The 18,657-nt window shown below is 68.8% G+C and carries 20 protein-coding genes; 5 read left to right on the top strand and 15 right to left on the bottom strand.

The features are described 5' to 3' along the window. Positions 1–132 precede the first annotated feature (132 nt). Positions 133–843 (bottom strand): Type 1 glutamine amidotransferase-like domain-containing protein, encoded by a 711-nt coding sequence (locus AB0O24_RS18215; protein WP_275799958.1) that lies wholly within the window; start codon positions 841–843, stop codon positions 133–135. 39 nt (positions 844–882) lie between these two features. On the opposite strand from AB0O24_RS18215, the gene AB0O24_RS18210 reads away from it, so the two are divergent. After that, positions 883–1,299 (top strand): hypothetical protein, encoded by a 417-nt coding sequence (locus tag AB0O24_RS18210; RefSeq protein ID WP_275799959.1) that lies wholly within the window; start codon positions 883–885, stop codon positions 1,297–1,299. A gap of 132 nt (positions 1,300–1,431) precedes the next feature. Here the strand turns inward: AB0O24_RS18210 and AB0O24_RS18205 are convergent, their stop codons facing one another. Beyond that, entirely contained in the window at positions 1,432–2,610 is a 1,179-nt protein-coding gene (locus AB0O24_RS18205) for a thiolase family protein (protein WP_275799960.1), read from the bottom strand. Positions 2,611–2,700: 90 nt separating this feature from the next. Between AB0O24_RS18205 and AB0O24_RS18200 the strand changes: the two genes are divergently transcribed. Continuing rightward, complete coding sequence (locus tag AB0O24_RS18200; RefSeq protein WP_058597600.1) at positions 2,701–3,015, top strand: YbjQ family protein; 315 nt, start codon at positions 2,701–2,703, stop codon at positions 3,013–3,015. A 66-nt stretch (positions 3,016–3,081) separates the two neighbouring features. Here AB0O24_RS18200 and AB0O24_RS18195 read toward each other — a convergent pair whose 3' ends face one another. The 5 genes from AB0O24_RS18195 to AB0O24_RS18175 are packed head-to-tail and all read right to left on the bottom strand — an operon-like array spanning position 3,082 to position 7,210. After that, positions 3,082–4,143, bottom strand: a complete 1,062-nt coding sequence (locus AB0O24_RS18195; protein ID WP_345799719.1) for an argininosuccinate synthase — start codon at positions 4,141–4,143, stop codon at positions 3,082–3,084. Next, positions 4,070–4,288: an argininosuccinate synthase domain-containing protein gene (locus AB0O24_RS18190; protein ID WP_345799720.1), complete on the bottom strand. Its 219-nt coding sequence runs from the start codon at positions 4,286–4,288 to the stop codon at positions 4,070–4,072. The genes AB0O24_RS18195 and AB0O24_RS18190 overlap by 74 nt, the downstream gene beginning before the upstream one ends. Next, positions 4,285–5,769: an argininosuccinate lyase gene (gene argH, locus AB0O24_RS18185; RefSeq protein WP_363376828.1), complete on the bottom strand. Its 1,485-nt coding sequence runs from the start codon at positions 5,767–5,769 to the stop codon at positions 4,285–4,287. The genes AB0O24_RS18190 and argH overlap by 4 nt, the downstream gene beginning before the upstream one ends. Next, on the bottom strand, positions 5,747–6,346 hold the full coding sequence (locus AB0O24_RS18180) for a GNAT family N-acetyltransferase (protein ID WP_275799961.1): 600 nt from the start codon (positions 6,344–6,346) through the stop codon (positions 5,747–5,749). Before AB0O24_RS18180 ends, argH begins: the two co-directional genes overlap by 23 nt. 12 nt (positions 6,347–6,358) lie before the next feature. Continuing rightward, the gene (locus tag AB0O24_RS18175) at positions 6,359–7,210 is read right to left on the bottom strand and encodes a DMT family transporter (RefSeq protein ID WP_275799963.1); all 852 of its coding nucleotides are present in this window, start codon (positions 7,208–7,210) and stop codon (positions 6,359–6,361) included. 178 nt (positions 7,211–7,388) lie between these two features. Between AB0O24_RS18175 and AB0O24_RS18170 the strand changes: the two genes are divergently transcribed. Next, positions 7,389–7,817, top strand: coding sequence for an Lrp/AsnC family transcriptional regulator (locus tag AB0O24_RS18170; protein ID WP_275799965.1), 429 nt, complete (start codon positions 7,389–7,391; stop codon positions 7,815–7,817). Positions 7,818–7,823: 6 nt separating this feature from the next. Here the strand turns inward: AB0O24_RS18170 and AB0O24_RS18165 are convergent, their stop codons facing one another. Beyond that, entirely contained in the window at positions 7,824–8,420 is a 597-nt protein-coding gene (locus tag AB0O24_RS18165) for a TetR/AcrR family transcriptional regulator (RefSeq protein WP_363376825.1), read from the bottom strand. 252 nt (positions 8,421–8,672) lie between these two features. Between AB0O24_RS18165 and AB0O24_RS18160 the strand changes: the two genes are divergently transcribed. Continuing rightward, entirely contained in the window at positions 8,673–9,647 is a 975-nt protein-coding gene (locus AB0O24_RS18160) for a zinc-binding dehydrogenase (protein WP_363376823.1), read from the top strand. Between the two features lie 221 nt (positions 9,648–9,868). Here the strand turns inward: AB0O24_RS18160 and AB0O24_RS18155 are convergent, their stop codons facing one another. From AB0O24_RS18155 to AB0O24_RS18145, 3 genes are all read right to left on the bottom strand, one after another. Continuing rightward, complete coding sequence (locus AB0O24_RS18155) at positions 9,869–10,348, bottom strand: NUDIX domain-containing protein (RefSeq protein ID WP_363376821.1); 480 nt, start codon at positions 10,346–10,348, stop codon at positions 9,869–9,871. Then, positions 10,348–12,012: a DUF4407 domain-containing protein gene (locus AB0O24_RS18150; protein WP_363376820.1), complete on the bottom strand. Its 1,665-nt coding sequence runs from the start codon at positions 12,010–12,012 to the stop codon at positions 10,348–10,350. The genes AB0O24_RS18155 and AB0O24_RS18150 overlap by 1 nt, the downstream gene beginning before the upstream one ends. Before the next feature lie 268 nt (positions 12,013–12,280). Next, positions 12,281–13,294 (bottom strand): aldo/keto reductase family protein, encoded by a 1,014-nt coding sequence (locus AB0O24_RS18145; RefSeq protein WP_363376818.1) that lies wholly within the window; start codon positions 13,292–13,294, stop codon positions 12,281–12,283. 112 nt (positions 13,295–13,406) lie between these two features. Between AB0O24_RS18145 and AB0O24_RS18140 the strand changes: the two genes are divergently transcribed. After that, positions 13,407–14,780, top strand: a complete 1,374-nt coding sequence (locus tag AB0O24_RS18140) for a glutamate decarboxylase (RefSeq protein ID WP_363376816.1) — start codon at positions 13,407–13,409, stop codon at positions 14,778–14,780. A gap of 168 nt (positions 14,781–14,948) precedes the next feature. On the opposite strand, the gene AB0O24_RS18135 is transcribed toward AB0O24_RS18140, so the two are convergent. The 4 genes from AB0O24_RS18135 to AB0O24_RS18120 are packed head-to-tail and all read right to left on the bottom strand — an operon-like array spanning position 14,949 to position 18,431. Next, entirely contained in the window at positions 14,949–15,569 is a 621-nt protein-coding gene (locus tag AB0O24_RS18135; RefSeq protein ID WP_363376814.1) for a response regulator transcription factor, read from the bottom strand. Further along, complete coding sequence (locus AB0O24_RS18130; RefSeq protein ID WP_363376813.1) at positions 15,566–16,756, bottom strand: histidine kinase; 1,191 nt, start codon at positions 16,754–16,756, stop codon at positions 15,566–15,568. Before AB0O24_RS18130 ends, AB0O24_RS18135 begins: the two co-directional genes overlap by 4 nt. Beyond that, positions 16,756–17,559 carry an ABC transporter permease gene (locus AB0O24_RS18125; protein WP_275800862.1) on the bottom strand — a complete coding sequence of 268 codons (804 nt, stop codon included), beginning with the start codon at positions 17,557–17,559 and terminating at the stop codon, positions 16,756–16,758. Before AB0O24_RS18125 ends, AB0O24_RS18130 begins: the two co-directional genes overlap by 1 nt. Further along, on the bottom strand, positions 17,556–18,431 hold the full coding sequence (locus AB0O24_RS18120; RefSeq protein ID WP_363376810.1) for an ABC transporter ATP-binding protein: 876 nt from the start codon (positions 18,429–18,431) through the stop codon (positions 17,556–17,558). The genes AB0O24_RS18125 and AB0O24_RS18120 overlap by 4 nt, the downstream gene beginning before the upstream one ends. Positions 18,432–18,657 lie beyond the last annotated feature (226 nt).

Below are 18,657 nucleotides of genomic sequence, written 5' to 3'. Positions count from 1 at the left end.
ACTCCCGCACGACCGAACTCGACACGCCCTCAAACGACACGGTGGCCGCAACCTCCCAAAATCTGGGGCGTTGCGACCACCGCTAGAACCCGCCCTGGCGGGTGGGGGCCGTTTCTGTCCCGGGGGCCGCCGTCAGGCGCGGAGCAGCTGAACCAGAACCCCGGATGCCGCGGACTCGACGCGCCAGACCTGCCCGCTGCCACGCACGGCCGGGGCCGCCTGCGCCGAAACCACCAGGGCCGTGTTCTCGTCGATCGCCACGCCGTCGGTAACGAGGCCCGCGTCGACCGCGGCGACGAGACGCGAAAGGGTGCCCCACTGGGCGGCGTGGACGTCGACGGCGAAGCCGAGGAGTCCGAGGCCCGGGCGCACCTCGAGCTCGCCGAGCTCCTCGGCCGCGTCCTCCACGCAGACCTCGACGCCGCCGCGCAGCCATCCGCCGACGAGCGCACGCTCGGCCGCGATCGCCGCTCCCGCCGAGAAGCCGGCGTACGGCATTCCCCCGGCCACCCGTTCGCGCAGCTCTTCCCGGATGACGCGGAACGCATCGTGGTATGCCGGGGTCAGGCCGCCGCCGACGAAGACGCCGTCGGCCTCGATCGCGGCATCCGTGAAGCTCTCTCCCTCGACGATGGCCTCCACTCGGATGCTTCCCGCGCCTCCGGCCTCGAGGGCGCTGCGGAAACGCGCGACCGAGCTGTCGTCATCGGCCTCGAGTACGAGCAGCATGGCGATGACCGGGTCGCGATCGCCCGCCCGCTCCCGCGCTTCCGCGACGAAGGGCTCCAGCAGGGCACCGCAGCGCGCGACGTCGCGCCCGCCACCGAGAAGATGAACACTCATCCGCTCAGTATCGCGGTCACGCGCCCTACCCTGAACCCCATGAGCTCGACACGGACCACACAACGCCCGGCCACCTCGCGACGCAGCTCGCCGGGGGCGACGTTCTGGGTGCTCAGCGCACTCGGGGTGGTCATGGCCGTCGCGTCATGGCTGTGGTTCGGCATGGCGTTCGAGGAGGAAATGAGCGACCAGCCGAAGGCTCTCTCCGCGGGCACGACGATGGCAGGCTTCGGGTTTCAGTTCGGCACCGTCCCCCTGCTCGTGGCGCACGCCATCGGCGTCCTCACGCTCGGGCTCACGGTGTTCCCGCGGCAACCGCGCACCGGCCGCGGCTGGCGGTACGCGATGGTGAGTGTCGCCGTCGCCTCGCTCATCGGCATGGCCGCCGCGCAGGTGCTCTTCGGCGGTCGACTCTTCCTCATGGGCGCAGGCGCCGCAGACGTCTTCGTCCCCTGATGAGGGCCCGTTCCGCGAGCCGGATCGTCCTGCCGGAGTCGACCCACAAAATCCGGCACGGGCAGCCGCGAACCCGCGCCTCGCCCTCGAACTCCGAAGTATGCCTCACACCTCCGCGAGAGATCGCCCGCGTCAGTACCGCCGCAGCAGCGCCGCGAGCGCCTGACCGCCGCCGATGCACATCGTCACGACCGCGTACTCGATGTTGCGGCGCTGCAGGTCGAGGGCGGCGCGGACCGTCAGGATCGCGCCCGTCGCTCCGACCGGGTGGCCGAGGGCGATCGCGCCGCCGTACGGGTTGACCCTCTCCGGATCGAGGCCGGCGTCGCGGATCACCGCCACCGCTTGCGCCGCGAAGGCCTCGTTGAGCTCGATCACGTCGACGTCGGCGGGGGTGAGCCCGGTCCGCTCCCAGAGCCGCTGCAGGGCGAGGACGGGCGCGTACCCCATGATCTCGGGGTCGACGCCGGCGGTCGTCACGGCCTCGAGGGTCGCGAGACCGGTCAACCCACGGTCGCGCACGTCGTCCTCGCGCATGAGCACGGTCGCCGCGGCACCGTCGTTGATGCCGGAGGAGTTGCCCGCGGTCACCGAGCCGTCCTTCTCGAACGCGGGGCGCAGCCCCGCCAACGCCTCGAGAGTCGTTCCCGGGCGCGGGTGCTCGTCGACCGAGACCTCGACCGGACGCTTGCCGCCGGTCGTCACGGGCACGATCTCTTCGGCGAAGGCCGCGCGGCTGGCATCCAGAGCCGCTCGCCGCTGGCTCTCGACGGCGAAGGCGTCCTGCTCCTCGCGCGAGACTCCGTATCGGGATGCCACGACCTCGGCCGTCGTGCCCATGTGTCGGCCGCTGAAGGGGTCGGTGAGGATCGCGAGCGTCCCGTCGAGGAGCGTCCGGTCGCCGAGACGGGCGTTGCCGCGGGCGCCGTACTCGAGGAACGGCGTGCGCGACATGCTCTCGTCACCGCCGGCGACGGCGACGTCGATGCCACCCCAACGGAGCTCCTGGGCCGCGGACCAGATCGCCTGAAGACCCGAGCCGCAGAGACGGTTAACTGTGAAGGCGGGGACCCGCGTGGGGAGCCCGGCAGCGAGGGCGACGCGACGCGCGTTGTAGGCATCGGGACCGTTCTGCGCGATGCAGCCCATCACGACCTCGTCGACCGCGTCCTTCTCGACGCCCGCGCGGCGGAGAGCCTCGGTCACCGCGATGGCCCCGAGCTCGTACGCGTCGATACCGGAGAGCGAGCCGGAGAACGAGCCGATGGGCGTCCGCGCGCCCGAGACGATGACGATGCGCGATTCTGACACGTGTGCACAGTACGGGAGTGCCGCGCGCCGATCCAGGGGTCGCCTGATCGGGTCTGGTGCATCCGGCACCCTCGCTGCCACACTGACCCCATGCTCGTCACGACGATGAACGATGTCCCCGGCCGTCAGATCACCGAGGTCTTCGGGGAGGTGACCGGCCTCACCGTCCGCGCGCGCAACATCGGCGTGCAGTTCGGCGCCGGCCTCAAGTCGATCTTCGGCGGTGAGCTGCAGGGCCTCACGAAGCAGCTCCAGGAGAGCCGCGACGAGGCCAAGCAGCGCCTCATCGAGGAGGCGCAGGCGCTCGGCGCCGACGCGGTGATCGCCATGCGCTTCGACACGAGCGAGGTGGCGCAGAACTTCCAAGAGGTCGTGGCCTACGGCACGGCGGTGAAGCTGGCCTGACCTCCCGTACGCAGAGGCGCGCCGCAAAGACACATCCGCGATGAAGATGCGTCCGCCACTCGGTCTCTATGAATGCGCCTGAGCCGACGCCCACACTCTCGATGAGAGACCGAAGATGTCGATGAATCCCACCGCGCTGGTTTCGTCGAACCGGCAACTCGAACCGTAGGTGACGAGGTCGTGCCGGTACAACGAGTTCTTTGAGCTCCGTGTCACGACTCGCGCGGATCCGCGGTGGAGGCGCACCCCGATCACCCCCGTCACGTTGCGTTGCGTTGCCTCGACGAACGCGGAAAACGCCTCTCGAAGCGGGCCGTGCCAGAAGCCTTCGTAGATCAGGTGCGCATACGCGATATCGATCATGTGCTTCTGAGACAGCACATCGGGCGGGAGCGTGAGGTTCTCGAGCTCGGCGTGGGCGAGGAGAAGGACAGAGACGCCCGGCGCTTCGTAGAGTTCGCGGGACTTCACTCCCACGACACGGTTCTCGATCATGTCGATGCGCCCGACACCATGGCGGCCGGCGATTCGGTTCAACTCCTGCACCAGGTCGACTGGTTCGTACGCTCGCCCGTCGATGCTGTCCGGGATGCCATGGGTGAAGCCGATTGAGACGTAATCGGCCGCGTCCGGGGTGTCATCCGGACCGGCCGTCATCGCCCACACTTCTTCGGTGGGCTCCCAGAGCAGATCCTCGATGGGGCCCGCTTCGATGTTGCGCCCCAGCACGTTCAGGTCGATTGCCCACGGACGCTCTTTCGTCACGTGCGGGGCGATGCCGTGCGCTTCCGAGAAGGCGATGGTCTCCGAACGGGAAAAAGGCCACTCGCGCGCCGGTGCGAGTATATGGAGGCTCGGATCGAGGAGTTGTACGGCCATGTCCATGCGGATCTGGTCGTTTCCCTTCCCGGTAGCACCGTGAGCGACCGAGCCACAGCCGTATGCCCGCGCGGTCTCGACCAGGAGCTCCCCGATGAGAGGTCTTCCCAGTGCCGACGAAAGTGGGTAGTGGCGGTCGTACATCGCGTTCGCCTTCAGCGCGGTGAAGCCGAAGTCAACAACGAATCTCTCGCGTACGTCCAAGACGATCGACTCGTCGGCCCCGGCCGCGATCGCCTTCTGCTGCAAAACGGAGAGCTCTTCCCCCCTGCCCGAGATCCGCGGCCATGGCAACGATGTATTCACATCCCATCTGATGGCGCAGGTACGGAATGCATGCGGTCGTGTCGACACCGCCCGAGTACGCCAGGACTACACGCTTCTTGTCTCTCATTGGTCCGTCTCCTTCTTAACGGGTCGGTCGTCCGATAAACCGGGCAAGGGAATCAGGGAATGGTTACGGGCACGCGCTGCTTCCGCGGCGGCACGGACCGACGCGGGCGCCGTCCCACCCGGCGAGGGGCGACTGGCCAGGGAGTGTTGCAGCGTCAACACCTCATCCGGCAGATCACCGAAGACGGGCGCGAAGGCTCGGATCCACGCCGGATCCGCCTCGTGGAGCTGCTGGCCGCGCTCACTCAAAGACCGCACGAGTTGAGCGACCGACAGATGCGCCTCCCGGAACGGCAACCCGTGTCGAACGACCAGCCAATCGGCGACATCCGTAGCCAGAGTGTTCCCCACCGTCGCGTCAGCCGCCATTCGAGCGGTGTCGACGGTCAGGCCGCTCATCAACGCAATGGCACTGCGCAAGCTGACGTCCAGCGTGTCAACCGTGTCGAACAGCGCTTCCTTGTCCTCCTGGAGATCACGACTGTACGACAGCGGAAGTCCCTTGAGGACCGTGAGGAGGGCGACGAGGTTGCCGATGACGCGACCGCTCTTGGCGCGAATGAGCTCGGCGACATCCGGATTCCTCTTCTGCGGCATGATCGACGAGCCTGCCGCCAGTTCTGCGGGCAACCGGACGTATCCGAATTGTGCCGTCGACCACAGCACGAGCTCCTCGCCGAGTCGCGAGAGGTGCGTCGCCAATATGGATCCGGTCGCCAGCACGTCGAGCATGAAGTCGCGATCCGAGACGGCATCCATGGAGTTGCACATGGGGGAGGAGAAGCCCAGTGCTTCCGCGGTGAAGAAGGGGTCGATCGCGTGGCTCGTGCCCGCAAGGGCTGCCGCCCCGAGCGGGGACTCATCAGCCCGCGCGTGGGCTGAGCGCATTCGATCTCGGTCGCGCAGGAACATCTCCACGTACGCGAGCAGATGGTGACCGAAGCTGACCGGCTGAGCCGCTTGGAGATGAGTGAATCCCGGCATGGCGACCTCCGCGAACTCAGCCGCTCGCAGCGAGAGTGTGTCGATGAGCAACGCCAGGTGCCGGTCCAGCCGAGCCTCGGCCCTTCGCACCCACATCTTCGCGTCCAGGGCGACCTGATCGTTGCGAGAACGGGCCGTGTGAAGACGCCCTGCGACAGGGCCGATCAGTTGACGGAGTTGATCTTCGACGTTCATATGGACGTCTTCGAGCGACGGGTCCAGGCGAAGCTCACCGGCCCGCGCCTGGGCTTCGAGAGCGCGCAGACCGGCGAGGATCTCGGCGGCGTCTTGCGCGGGCAGTGCACCGACGTGACCCAGCATCCTGACGTGGGCGATGGATCCCTCGATGTCCTCCTCGATCAGCCGATAGTCGAATCGAACGGACGAGTTGATCTCCGTTAGGAGATCCGACGGGCCCTCTCCGAAGAGATTGCCCCACACATTCATATCGGGCACGTTCAAGCTAGCGGCCATCTCAGTTCTCAATTCCTCGAACATGGGCCAGCACGGCAATCTTGAACTGGAAATCGCACTGGAGCGATGTCGCCTTCCTGCGTATCTCTTGCCTTCTGTAGCTTTCGGCCCTCCACTGCAGCGGATAGAGCGCCTTAATGAAGACCTTGCGAGGCCACGATTTCTCCGCGAAGGCGGCCTCGTCCGCATACGTGTCGAATCCCAAGCGCAGAACGATGCGTTCCATGGAGCCCTGGCAGTAAAACAGGATTGCCTTACGGCGCAGGTGCTCGATGTGCTCCGCGACATACTTCACGAGCCGGGCACCGACCCCGTGACCCCGCCATTCGGGCAAGACCAGCACGACCGCAATCTCGGACCAGCCCGGCAGAAGGTGATGAACGAGGGCGACCCCTATTAGCGCCCCGGTCGTCGAGTCAGCGCAGACGACGACATCACGCGTCGACATCCATTCCTCCACGGAGTATCCCGTGATGGTCGTCTCGTCTTTGATCAGTTCGACGACGACCTTGGCTTCTTCGTAGTCGAGATGCCGATGGATCATCACCGTCCTGTCATCGATGGGTTCCGCTCGTTTCTCTGCGGGGTAGTTTTCTGGCAACAACGGAGATCCTTACGAGTTGATACTGATGACGAAGACGGAGGCTGCCGCGAGCACGAGTCCCAGGGTCTGCCACCAGGCAACTCGTTCGCGGAGTATGCAGATGGCGAGGATGACCGTCACCGCCGGGTACAGCGCGATCACGGCGCTTCCCAGCGAGAGTGTGCCCTCTTGAAACGCGAAGAGCATCGCGGTGTTCGCGACCACGTCGAGGGCGCCCACCGTGACGGCCCCCGCCAGGGCTATCCCGCGGGGCGGGCGTACCTGACGCGACGCCACCGCCGCGGCCAAGATGACGACGGTCGCGGTCGACCGCGCGGCGACGAGGGGCCACAGGCCGGTTCCCGAAGCGATCTGACCCGTGAAGATGAAGCTGAATCCGAAGGCAAAGCCGGCGGCTGCCGTCACCAGCAGGATGCGCAACGTCATTCGACGCCCGTCGGATTCGGTTCGCCGAGGCTCCTTGCTCACGAGAAGAACCGCCACGATCGCGACGGCGACCCCCACCATCGCCACCACCGAGTTGCGCTCGCCCTGAAGGATGCCCACCGAGACGGGAAGGATGGTCACGATCACCGCGGTCAGCGGGGAGACGACGCTCATCGGGCCATGTGCCAGAGCCCAGTAGAACGACCACATCGCCGCCGCCATCACCGCCCCTGAGGCTGCACCCCACACGAGCGACTCGAGCGTAGGCTCTCCGCCCACGATGCAGGCGAGGAGAACGATCAAGGCCGCAGACACGGGGTACGAGATGAGGACGATCTGCAGTGCGGGAGCGCGACGCGAGGCCGCGCCGCCCACGAAATCGCTCAGACCGAATGCACCGCTCGATACGAGCGCCCACAGGACAGGGTTCATCATTCAACTCTCCGGGAGGGGCTTGAGGCCGGATGGGCTCGGCCGCGACGCTGACCGATCGGGTACCGATCGCGAGGCAGGTCTAACGGTAGAAGTAAGCACTGTGGTTACTCAACGGACAGATGTACGACATTGTGCATAGTCTCTGAACGGAATGCGGAGTCGTATTAAGCTGATCGTCATGCCGGATGCAATCGACCACAAGTTGATCTCACTGCTACGCGCAGATGCGCGAACCCCCGTCGCGGAGTTGGCAAGACAGGTCGGAGTGAACCGCTCGACGGTCACCTCACGGATCGACAGAATGGTCTCGGACGGCGTAATCGAAGCGTTCACCGTGCGGTTGGGCAATGACGTGGACCGCAACGCCATCCGAGGGGTGTCGATGGTGTCCATCTCCCCCAATCAGGGCAAGGCGGTCATCCGATCGATCCGCGGTTTCCCCGACGTCGATGAGCTTCATTCAACGATCGGCGAGTGGGATCTCGTCGTTCATCTCCGCTCGTCGACCCTGTCCGATTTCGATACCGCCCTCGAACGCATCCGCGCCGTTCCGGGCGTCACCGACACGCGCACGAGCCTGCTCTTCAACTCATTGACGAGCCACTAGAGCGCGTCAGACCGCCGGCCGCGCCTCAAGTCTCCGACCCCACGACTCCAGGGTCGTGGAGATGGATGCCAGGGTCGCGATCGCCCCGTCACGGTCGGCGCGCGCGAGGGTGAGACCGGCCACCACGAGCGAGGCGCAGACCGCGGCGAGGGCGTCGACGGCATCCGGAGTCAGATCGGGGCGACGGTCGGCGACGGCGGCGAGGATAGCGGCGCGCATCTCGGCCGCGTAATCCGACACGAGGGTGCGGACGTCGGCGTCGTCGGACGCGAGCGGCGAGGATCCTGCGTTCAAGAGCAGGCAGCCGAGGCGGGCCCGCGGGGTGTCGGCGGCGATCCCGGCGGCCATCTCGGCGACGTACGCTTCGAGCGCGCCCGGGTCTCCCCCGCCCAGGGGGCGCAGACGCGTGCGGACGACGTCGTCGAGGTAGGCGGCGAGCACCGCGTCGAAGAGGCCGCGCTTGCTCCCGAAGGCGTTGTAGATGCTCGAGCGGGTGAGGCCCGTGGCCTCTTCAAGCTCGGCGATACCGGTCTCGGCGTAGCCGCGCCGCCAGAACACGTCGCGCGCGGCGTCGACGACGGCGGAGCGTTCGAAGCTCGGCATCCTGCCCATGTTCTCTCCCCCGTACCCCTTGCTGGTGCCGGACCCTTCGACAAGCTCAGGGTCCTCCGGCGCAGGTGGCTGAGCTTGTCGAAGCCACCGGACCCTTCGACGGGCTCAGGGTCCTCCGGCGCAGGTGGCTGAGCTTGTCGAAGCCACCGAATCCTTCGACAGGCTCAGGGTCCTCACGGTTGCGCTTTCCGGCGTCGGGTCTATATTAGACCGGTCGTTACAAAATAACCACAGGAGGAATCCATGCGCGCAGTCATCCACCACGAGTTCGGCGAACCGGCCGACGTCCTCGGCGTCGAAGAGGTCGAGACCCCGACCCCCGGCCCCGGCGAGGTGCGCCTGCGCGTGATCCTGTCGCCCATCCACAACCACGACCTGTGGACCATCCGCGGCACCTACGGCTTCAAGCCCGAGCTGCCCGCGCGCGCCGGGACCGAGGCCGTCGGCGTGATCGAGGAGCTCGGCGAGGGCGTCGAGGGACTCACCGTGGGCCAGCGCGTCGCCACCGGCGGCACCTTCGGCGTCTGGGCAGAGCAGGTCGTCACGAAGGCCGCCGGTCTCATCCCCGTCGTCGAGGGGCTCCCCGACGAGATGGCCGCTCAGCTCGTGTCCATGCCGTTCAGCGCGATCAGCCTGCTGCACTCGCTCGATCTGAAGGCCGGCGACTGGATCGTGCAGAACACCGCCAACGGCGCGGTCGGTCGCATGGTCGCGCAGATCGCCAAGGCCCGTGGCATCCATGTCCTCGGTCTCGTCCGCCGACAGAGCGCCGTCGAGGAACTCGCCGCGCAGGGCATCGACAACGTCGTGTCGACGGACGCCGACGACTGGCGCGACCAGGCTCTCGCGATCATCGGCGACGGCACCGTCGTCGCGGGTGTCGACTCGGTCGGTGGCCCCGCCGCCGGCCAGGTCCTCTCGCTGCTGAGCGAGAACGGCACCCTCGTGATCTTCGGGTCGATGGGGGCAGGCAAACTCGAGATCGGCGCCGGCGACCTCATCTTCCGCCAGGCCACCGTGAAGGGCTTCTGGGGCAGCGTCGTGAGCAAGACGATGGATGCCGAGACCCGCGGCGCCCTGTTCGGCGAGCTGTCGCGCTACCTCGCCGACGGCACCCTGACCCTCCCGGTCGCGGCGACCTTCGGCCTCGACGACATCGTGGAGGCCGTGACGGCGAGCGATTCGCCCCGCGTCGGCAAGGTGCTGCTGCGCCCGTGAGGTCGGCCGCGCCGCCGCTGCGGCACCCCTCCGTGCGAAACTCCTGAGGAATCGTCCGCGCCCACCCTCCTCCCCGCGTGATCACGCGGGAGGCGGGGTGGGCGCTCGCCGTTTCTCAGGAGTTTCGCCCGCGCCCCGGGTCGAGCCGCGGCAGGGCACGCGCGGGCGCGGAGGGCGTGGCGTCGGCGCCCGGAAAGAGCTTCGAGGGCGACGGCGCCGCGTCAGGCGCCGGGCAGGGCCTCGAGCGCAGACGCGAGAGCGTCGAGCGCGGGGCGCTGCCCCTTCACGAGGGCCTCGCGGGCGGCATCCAGACCCATCCACTCGGCGCGGTCGACCTCGGGGAACGACGCCCGCTTGCCGGAGCGGGGCGGCCACTCCATCTCGAACTCCCCGAAGGTGAAGCCGGATGCCGAGAACCCGGCGCCGTCGCCGGCGAACACAACCACTTTCTTCCCGCTGGAGTACGCGAACGTCCCGAGCTCGGCCCAGTCGACCTCGGGCGGCTCGACGCCGAGCTCTTCGCGGAACTCGCGGCGGGCGGCATCCAGAGCCCCCTCCGTCTCGGGCTCGTACTCGCCCTTCGGGATCGACCAGGCGCCGGCGTCTTTCTTGGCCCAGAACGGTCCGCCCATGTGCGCGATGAACACTTCGGGCTCGGGCGTGAGGCGGTAGAGCAGGAGCCCCGCGCTCCAGGCGACCATCAGGCGGTCGCCGCGGGAACGCGCGCGGCTTCGTCGACGATCACGTCGGCGCGCTTGCGGTAGGTGCGGGCCGTCACGCGGTCGAGGGCGATCTGGCCGCGCATCTTCTCGGCTTTCTCGTAGAGCGAGGGTCCACCGAATCCGGTGAGCACCTTCACCAGCACCGGCAGCAGCTCGATCATGAAGAAGAGCGCGGCGATGAGGTAGTGCGCCCATCTGAGGACCGGTTCGCGATCCGAGAGGCGTTCGAGGGCCGTGATCTGGCTGAGCAGGCCGACCGCGCCGGCGTTGCCGTCGGCGACGGACGCCGCGCGCTGGTTGTACGCGGCCAGCGCCGCCTCGTATTGCGTGCGGGCGGCGGGGAGCTGGTCCTCGGCCTGCTGCTTGTTCTGCTCGGCAGAGGATGCCGCTGCCTCGGTGCCCGCGGCGTTGGCGGCAGCCAGTGCGGTCTGCGCCTGCTGCAGCTGGGTCGAGAGGGCGTCGTACGCCGACTGCGCCTGGGCCAGCTGGGCCTGCGCGGCGTCGGAACTCGCGCCGTTGCCCGCGACTCCCGTACAGCCCGGCACGGTGCCCGCACCCTGACCGGTCAGCTCGCACTGGTACACCGCGCGCGCCTGATCGATCACCGTCTGCTGGGCGGCGAGCTGCTGCGTGAGCTGGTCCACCGTCTGCTGGGCGGCAGCCGATTCGGCCGAGGTCGAGGAGGTTCCCGCGACGATGCCCGTCGCCGCCTGGTTCTCGAGGGCGGCGACCTGGGCGGACGCGGCGTCGAGCGCCTGCTTCTCGGGGCCGTTGGTGACGGCATCCTGGTCGCTCAGAGCCTGGGTCACGTTGGTGGAATTCACCTCGCGGGCGATGTCGTTCTGGAACACCTGCAGCACGAGCGGCTCCGCGACGACGACGCCGATCAGCGCGGCCAGGACGATGCGGGGGAAAGCCAGACCCAGCAGGCGGAACACGTTCCGGGTCGAGCGCATCGTCGAGGTGAGGAAGCGGTCGAGGTTGAAGATGATGAGGCCCCAGACCAGAGCCAGGGGGATCGCCAGGAAGAGGCTGACGCGCACGCCCGTGAGCAACGCGAACATCATCGAGAGCGACGAGACCAGAGCGGTCCCCGCGAGGACGAAGAACATCTGAACGAAGCGCGGGACCTCTTCGGGAACCTCGTTGAGCACATCGTTGTCGGCACCGCCGAGCACGGCCATGCGCCGGATGAGCGAGAGTCGCGGGCGCCGCGGATCGTCGCGCCGGAGGCGGGGCGGACGGGGGCCGGATGCCACGGGCTCGGGCGTCTCGTCGGAGGCGGCCTGCTCACGCTCCGGGCTGACGGCCTCGTCGCGGTCGAGGACGAGGGTCTCATCGACAGCGGGTGCGGGCTCAGGCGCTTCGGTGTCGGGTTCCATCGCACCGGGGGCGTCGACGTCGGGGGCGTCGAGGTCGGCTGTGTCGGGATCGGCGACGTCGGGGTCGAGCGGGAGAGTCGGGTCATCCGATCCCGAAGGGGCTCCCCAGGGCTCGGTCGTGCCATCCTGCGACGCGGGACGGTTCGCCGCACTCTGCGCGGCGAGGATGTCGTCGAGATACTGCTCGCGTTCCTCGTCCGTCGTGAACTCGATGCGGCCGTCGGAGCCGAAACGGCCGGGCCGGTGAGCGGAAAAGGACATTCGCACAGGGTACGACGCGATTCCTGCGCTCTCCTGAGCGGCGCCTGAGGCGCAGCCCAGCGCGCCTCACGGGCGTGAGTGTCCAGAACACCCGGACAGATTTTCGAGATGTCCGGGTGCTTTGGACGCTCAAGGGCACGATCCCGGGGTGCGACTCCCCGCGCGCCGCGTCCCGGGGCTTCGACAGGCTCAGCCACCTACGCCCTGCGGAGACGGCGACGCGAAAGCGGGCCGGACGCACGACGCCCGGCCCGCTTCGCCCTGTGTCTCAGACCAGGCGCTTCTTCGGCGACACGTCGTAGGTGTTCTCGGGGTCGGAGAACACCGCGTCGCCCAGGGCTTCGTCGATCGCGGCGAGGGTGTCGGCATCCAGCGTCACGCCCGACGCCTTCACGGTGTCGGCGAGCTGCTCGGGACGCGAGGCGCCCACGAGGGCCGCGGCGATGTTGGGGTTCTGCAGCACCCACGCGATCGCGAGCTGCGGCATGGTGAGACCCGCCCCGTCGGCGATGGGCTTGAGGTGCTGGACGGCCTCGAGCGTGTCGTCGTTCAGGAACCGCTTGATGAAGTTCGCGCCGCTCTTCTCGTCAGTCGCGCGCGAGCCCTCGGGAACAGGCTGGCCCGGCAGGTACTTGCCGCTCAGCACGCCCTGCGCCATCGGCGACCAGACGATCTGCGAGATCCCGAGTTCCTCGCTCGTGGGAACGACCTTGCCCTCGATCACGCGCCACAGCATCGAGTACTGCGGCTGGTTGGAGATGAGCTGGATGCCGAGCTGCTTCGCGAGCGCATGACCTTCGCGCAGCTGCTCGGCGGTCCACTCGGACACACCGATGTAGAGCGCCTTGCCCTGGCGGACGATGTCGGCGAAGGCCTGGAAGGTCTCTTCCAGCGGGGTCTCGTAGTCGAAGCGGTGAGCCTGGTAGAGGTCGACGTAGTCGGTGCCGAGGCGCTTCAGCGAGCCGTTGATCGAGTCCATGATGTGCTTGCGGCTCAGCCCGGTGTCGTTCGGTCCCATGGGACCGGTGGGGAAGTACACCTTCGTGAAGATCTCGAGCGACTCGCGACGCTGCCCCTCGAGGGCCTTGCCGAGCACCGTCTCGGCCGCCGTGTTGGCGTACGTGTCGGCGGTGTCGAACGTCGTGATGCCCGCGTCGAGCGCGGCGTGCACCGTCTTGATCGCGGCGTCGTCTCCGACCTGCGAGCCGTGGGTCACCCAGTTGCCGAGGGTGATCTCCGAAATCTTGAATCCACTGTTTCCGAGGTAGCGATAACCGACCATTGTTCAACGCTAGTCCTCCCCTCAGACATCGGGGTCGTGGCATCCGGAAGCGGGTTCTGCCAGGCTCGGGGCGAGCGCGCCGGTCGGCGTCGCAACGACGGAGGACACCCCCATGACCCACCGACCCGACGATGCGTTGACGCCCGTCTTCGACCGCGCCGGCGAAGCCACCCGCCGTCGCCGCGACCGCTTCCCGCGCACGCCGGAGCTGCCCGAGACGGCGTATCAGATCGTGCACGACGAGATGATGCTCGACGGCAACGCGCGCATGAATCTCGCGACCTTCGTCGGCACGTGGATGGACGAGCACGCCGACCGCCTGTACGCCGACGCGTACGACAAGAACATGATCGACAAGGACGAGTACCCGCGCACCGCCGAGATCGAGCGCACGTGCTGGCGGATGCTCGCCGACCTCTGGCACGCCCCCTCGGTCGACGGTGCCGCGGGGACCTCGACGATCGGCTCGTCCGAGGCGTGCATGCTGGGCGGGCTCGCGCTCAAGCGCCGCTGGCAGCACGCCCGCCGCGCCGCCGGGAAGTCGACCGAGAAGCCCAACCTCGTCATGAGCAGCGCGGTGCAGGTGTGCTGGGAGAAGTTCTGCAACTACTGGGACGTCGAGGCCCGCTACGTCCCCGTCACCGATGAACACCCGGTCTTCGACGGCCACGACCTCGCCGACTACGTCGATGAGAACACGATCGGCGTCGTGGCCATCCTGGGCGTGACGTACACCGGGGCGTACGAGCCCGTGGCATCCATCTCCGAAGCTCTGGATGCCGTCCAGCAGGCGACCGGCCTCGACATCGCCATTCACGTCGACGGCGCCTCGGGGGCGATGGTCGCGCCGTTCCTCCGGCCCGAGCTCGTGTGGGACTTCCGGCTCGAGCGCGTGCACTCGATCTCGACCTCGGGACACAAGTACGGCGGCGTGTACCCGGGCGTGGGGTGGATCGTCTGGCGCGAGGAGAAGTGGCTCCCCGAAGACCTGGTGTTCCGCGTGAGCTACCTCGGCGGCGACATGCCGACCTTCGCGCTGAACTTCTCACGCCCCGGAGCCCAGGTGCTGCTGCAGTTCTACCTGTTCCTGCGTCTCGGCTTCGAGGGATACGCCACCGTGCAACGGGGGCTGCAGAAGGTCGCCCTGCACCTGTCGCACGGGATCGGCGCGATGAAACCGTTCGAACTGGTGAGCGACGGGAGCGACCTGCCGGTGTTCGCGTGGCGCATGCGCCCGGGATACACCGAGAACTGGAACCTGTACCACCTGTCCGACCGGCTGCGTATGCACGGCTGGCTCGTGCCGGCCTACCCGCTGCCCGACGACATGTCGGACCGCACCGTGCAGCGGATCGTCGTGCGCGCGGGACTCAGCCTCGACCTCGCCGACGACCTGCTCGATGACATCCGCACCGAGGTCGCCTACCTCGACAAGCTGCAGTCGCCGATGCCGACCGAGGGCACGGGCCCGGCGTTCCACCACTGAGGCGGCGCGCCTCCTCTCGCTGACGTCGGGCGGACGTACGCGCCGCGCGCCCGCCGGCGGACGTGCGGCCGAAGTCACCGGGGGGCGCGGCCGCGGCGGTAGCGGCGGCGCCACACCGCGGGCAGGGCGCGGGCCACACGGCGCGCGGGCGCGACTGAGAAGGCCCGCCTACAGGATGCCGAGCTCCATCGCCCGCGTCACGGCGCGGGTGCGATCGGCAACGTCGAGCTTCGCGAAGGCCTTGAGCAGGTGCGTCTTCACCGTCGCCTCGCCGAGGTGCAGGCGCCGCCCGATCTCACGGTTGTTCAGCCCCTGGGCGACGTGCCCCAGCACCTCGACCTCGCGCGCGGTCAGCACGGGCTTCTCCGGGGGGCGACCCGCGCGGTCGACCAGGACTCGGGCGACGCTCGGAGCCAGCGCGACCTCGCCCGCGGCCACCGCGCGGATCCCGGCGAGCAGCTCCGCCTCGGGCGCGGCCTTCAGCAGATACCCCGCGGCCCCGGCCGCGATCGCCCGCACGATGACGTCGTCACTCTCGTAGGTCGTGAGCACGATGACCCGCGCCGACGGCACGCGCTCACGCAGCAGCGCCGTGGCCTCGTCCCCGTCGCGGCGCGGCATCCTCATATCCATCAGCACGACATCGGGGCGCTCGCCCTCGACGACCGCCACCGCCTCGATCCCGTCGGACGCCACCCCCACCACGATGACGTCGTCGGCGGTCTCCAGGATGCCGATGAGCCCGGCTCGCACGATCGGATGATCGTCCACGATCACGACGCGGATCATGAACCCACCGTCTCACGCGGCACGCGGGCGGTCAGCACGACGGCACCCGGGGTGCCGTCGACGTGGAGCTCGCCTCCGAGCGACGCGAGTCGCGCCCGAAGCCCCTCGAGACCGAACCCGTCCACCCGGGCAGCCGGGTCGAACCCCGCGCCGTCGTCGGCGACGCGCAACTCGACGGCCTCATCGGCCTCGACGAGTGCGACCTCGATGCGCTGAGCCCCGGAATGACGGCGGGCGTTGGACAGCCCCTCCTGTGCGCAGCGGAGCAGAGCGACCTCGCTCTCGCGGTCGAGGGGGCCGACGGCATCCGCCCGCACCGCGATGTCACGGTCCGACTCCCGCGCGATCCGCGACACGAGGACCTTCAGCGCCTCAGCCAGCCCCTGGCCGCGCGACACCGGGGCACCCGCCGCGACGAGGGCACGAGTCTCGGCGAGCGCCTCGCGCGCGGCCTCCTCGACCAGGGCGAGGGTTGCATCGGTGAGCACGCCCGCGGCCAGGTCGCGCCGTCCGCGCTGGGCGAGCAGCACGGTGCCCGCAAGCGTCTGGGCGATCGTGTCGTGCAGCTCGGCGGCGAGGCGTTCCCGCTCGGCGACGACGCCGGCGTCGCGGTGCAGCACGGCGACCTCGTCTTGCGCGGCGGTCAGCTTGTCGAGCAAGGCCTGGGTCTCGACACCGTGCTGATACACGGCGGTGAACCACAGCCCGAGGCCCACGTTGCCCGCGAACGCCATCGCCTGGATGAGGGTGGCCCGCATCCAGGTGTCGGCATCACCGCCCCAGGCCAGCGCGACGAGCACGAGCAGGGTCGACGCCGCGGTCCACGCGATGGCGGTCCGCCGGGACGAGGAGATCACCCACAGCAGGGGATACGAGGCGAATTGCAGCATCGCGACCCAGGGGACCGCGGCCACGGCAGTCGGCAGGAGGATAACGGCCGACACAGCCACGACGGTGGCGAGGACCGGCGACCCTTCATCGTCGAGCACGCGCGGCAGAGCCGCCAGCACGACCGCCGCGTGTACGGCGACGGCTCCGAGAGCGATGACCGCCGACGACCACGGAACGGTCCCCCACAGGGCCGCGACGACGACGATCATCACGCCCACCGCACCCGCCACTCCGTAGGCGAGCGACCATCCCCGCACGACGGAGGTCCCGGCATCCCGCGTGGTCGCGCGAGCCATCACGCGTCCTTCCGGACCCAGCGGAACGTCGCGCGCACCACGGCGAGACCGACCACGAGCCACAGCAGCGTCACGAGCAGGATCAGCGGGTGGTCCCACGAGCCCGAAGGTTCGGCGGCGGCGAAACCCTCGGGCAGGAACACCGAACGGAAGCCCTGCGCGAGCCACTTCAGCGGGAAGACGCTGGCGACGTTCTGTAGCCACTCGGGCAGGGCGGCGAAGTTGATGTAGACGCCCGAGATGAACTGCAGCAGGAGCACGATCGGGATGACGACGCCCGTGGCGCTGCGCCCGGTGCGCGGCAGCGCCGACAAACCGATACCGAGGATCGCGCACGTGGTCACCCCCAGCACGAACACCCACGCGAAGGTCAGCCAGCGTTCGGGCTCGGTCGGCAGCGGCACGCCGAAGAACACCGCGGCGACCGCGATCAGCAGGACCGACTGCAGGAAGCCGGTGACCAGCACCTGTCCGAGCTTGCCGATGAAGTACGACACGGGGCTGAGGGGTGTGCCGCCGAGGCGCTTGAGCGTGCCGTCGCTGCGCTCCATCGCGATGTCGATCGACATGTTCTGCAGCCCCGAGAGCAGGACACCCGCGGCGAGCATGGCCGGAAGGTAGAACTCCGGCGCGGAAATCTCCGACCCGGGCGGGCCGAACGTCGAACCGCTGAACGCCACCGAGAAGATCAGCAGGATCATCACCGGGAACAGGAACGTGAAGAACACCGAGTCGCCCTGACGGAAGTACGACCGCACCTCGAACGCGATGCGCGCGGCCCCCAGCCGCAGCACGCGGCTCACGCGGCACCTCCCGCGGCAGCGGTGCGGCGCTCGTCGTCGCCCAGAAACGACAGGTAGACGTCCTCGAGGCTCGGGCGCACGACCTCGAGCCGCTCGGGCTCCCCGCCGCGCGCGAAGAGCGCCGCGACGAACGCCCCCGGGTCGTCGGTGCGCTCTTCACGCATTACTCCGCCCTCGCGCCAGCGCACGAGGGGCACGCGCGCATCGGCACCCCCGAGCTCGTCGATGAGACACACGGATGCCACCGCCCCGGCGACGAGGATCGCGGCACGCTCCGCCAGCTCGGCGGCCTCGTCGAGGTAGTGCGTGGTGAGCAGGATCGTGGTGCCTTCGTCTTGGAGGCCGCGGATGAGGTCCCAGAACTGCCGCCGGACCTCGGGGTCGAAGCCGGTGGTCGGCTCGTCGAGGAAGAGCAGTTCGGGACGGCCGATGATCCCGAGGGCGACGTCGACGCGACGACGCTGGCCGCCCGAGAGCTTACGCACGCTGACCTTGGCCTTCTCGCTCAGGCCGACCGCCGCGATCACCTCGTCGACATCGCGAGGACGCGGGTAGAACGAGGCGAAGTGCGCGAGGAGCTCCCGCACGCTCGCGGTGGGCGCCTCGCCGGTGTTCTGCAGCACGATGCCGAGGCGCGCCTTCCAATCAAGACTCCCGCGGTGCGGGTCGACACCGAGCACGCTCACCTCGCCGCTCGTGCGGTCGCGGTAGCCCTCGAGGATCTCGATCACCGTGCTCTTGCCGGCCCCGTTGGGGCCGAGCAGCGCGAACGTTTCGCCGCGGCGGATGTCGAAGCTGACCCCGCGGAGCGCCTCGAGGCCCCCGCGGTAGGTCTTGCGCAGGTTCTCGACCTGGACGACGCTCTCGTTCATGCCCTCAGTCTGACCGGGCACGCGCCCGACGGGAACGACGGGCCGGTGGACTCGGCATCCACTGATCGGTGGATCCCGCGGCCCGCCGCCCGCTGCCTCCCCGGCTGTCACCCGCCGCCGCCCGCTGCCTCCCCCGCTGCCACCCGCCGCCGCTGACTTGCGTCATACGTCCGCCGAGACGCGGGCGCCGCGAGCACAAGACGCAAGTCAGCGTTTCAGGGAAGGA

Source organism: Microbacterium sp. NPDC086615 (genome assembly GCF_040686055.1).
In the GTDB taxonomy this organism is placed as follows: Bacteria; Actinomycetota; Actinomycetes; order Actinomycetales; family Microbacteriaceae; genus Microbacterium.
Note: the sequence above shows the minus strand (reverse complement) of the source record. Positions and strands in the feature narration are given on the sequence as shown.

Excerpts from the sequence above, each read along its gene's own strand:
- AB0O24_RS18175 (WP_275799963.1), bottom strand. The coding sequence starts at position 7,210 with ATGATGAACCCTGTCCTGTGGGCGCTCGTATCGAGCGGTGCATTCGGT.
- AB0O24_RS18155 (WP_363376821.1), bottom strand. The coding sequence starts at position 10,348 with ATGGTCGCCTGGAGCGCGGGGCTCCTGCTCTACCGCCTCACGCCCGAG.
- AB0O24_RS18215 (WP_275799958.1), bottom strand. The coding sequence starts at position 843 with ATGAGTGTTCATCTTCTCGGTGGCGGGCGCGACGTCGCGCGCTGCGGT.
- AB0O24_RS18170 (WP_275799965.1), top strand. The coding sequence starts at position 7,389 with ATGCCGGATGCAATCGACCACAAGTTGATCTCACTGCTACGCGCAGAT.
- AB0O24_RS18135 (WP_363376814.1), bottom strand. The coding sequence starts at position 15,569 with ATGATCCGCGTCGTGATCGTGGACGATCATCCGATCGTGCGAGCCGGG.
- AB0O24_RS18210 (WP_275799959.1), top strand. The coding sequence starts at position 883 with ATGAGCTCGACACGGACCACACAACGCCCGGCCACCTCGCGACGCAGC.
- AB0O24_RS18200 (WP_058597600.1), top strand. The coding sequence starts at position 2,701 with ATGCTCGTCACGACGATGAACGATGTCCCCGGCCGTCAGATCACCGAG.
- argH (WP_363376828.1), bottom strand. The coding sequence starts at position 5,769 with ATGTTCGAGGAATTGAGAACTGAGATGGCCGCTAGCTTGAACGTGCCC.
- AB0O24_RS18145 (WP_363376818.1), bottom strand. The coding sequence starts at position 13,294 with ATGGTCGGTTATCGCTACCTCGGAAACAGTGGATTCAAGATTTCGGAG.
- AB0O24_RS18165 (WP_363376825.1), bottom strand. The coding sequence starts at position 8,420 with ATGCCGAGCTTCGAACGCTCCGCCGTCGTCGACGCCGCGCGCGACGTG.
- AB0O24_RS18120 (WP_363376810.1), bottom strand. The coding sequence starts at position 18,431 with ATGAACGAGAGCGTCGTCCAGGTCGAGAACCTGCGCAAGACCTACCGC.
- AB0O24_RS18160 (WP_363376823.1), top strand. The coding sequence starts at position 8,673 with ATGCGCGCAGTCATCCACCACGAGTTCGGCGAACCGGCCGACGTCCTC.
- AB0O24_RS18140 (WP_363376816.1), top strand. The coding sequence starts at position 13,407 with ATGACCCACCGACCCGACGATGCGTTGACGCCCGTCTTCGACCGCGCC.
- AB0O24_RS18130 (WP_363376813.1), bottom strand. The coding sequence starts at position 16,756 with ATGGCTCGCGCGACCACGCGGGATGCCGGGACCTCCGTCGTGCGGGGA.
- AB0O24_RS18190 (WP_345799720.1), bottom strand. The coding sequence starts at position 4,288 with ATGAGAGACAAGAAGCGTGTAGTCCTGGCGTACTCGGGCGGTGTCGAC.
- AB0O24_RS18150 (WP_363376820.1), bottom strand. The coding sequence starts at position 12,012 with ATGTCCTTTTCCGCTCACCGGCCCGGCCGTTTCGGCTCCGACGGCCGC.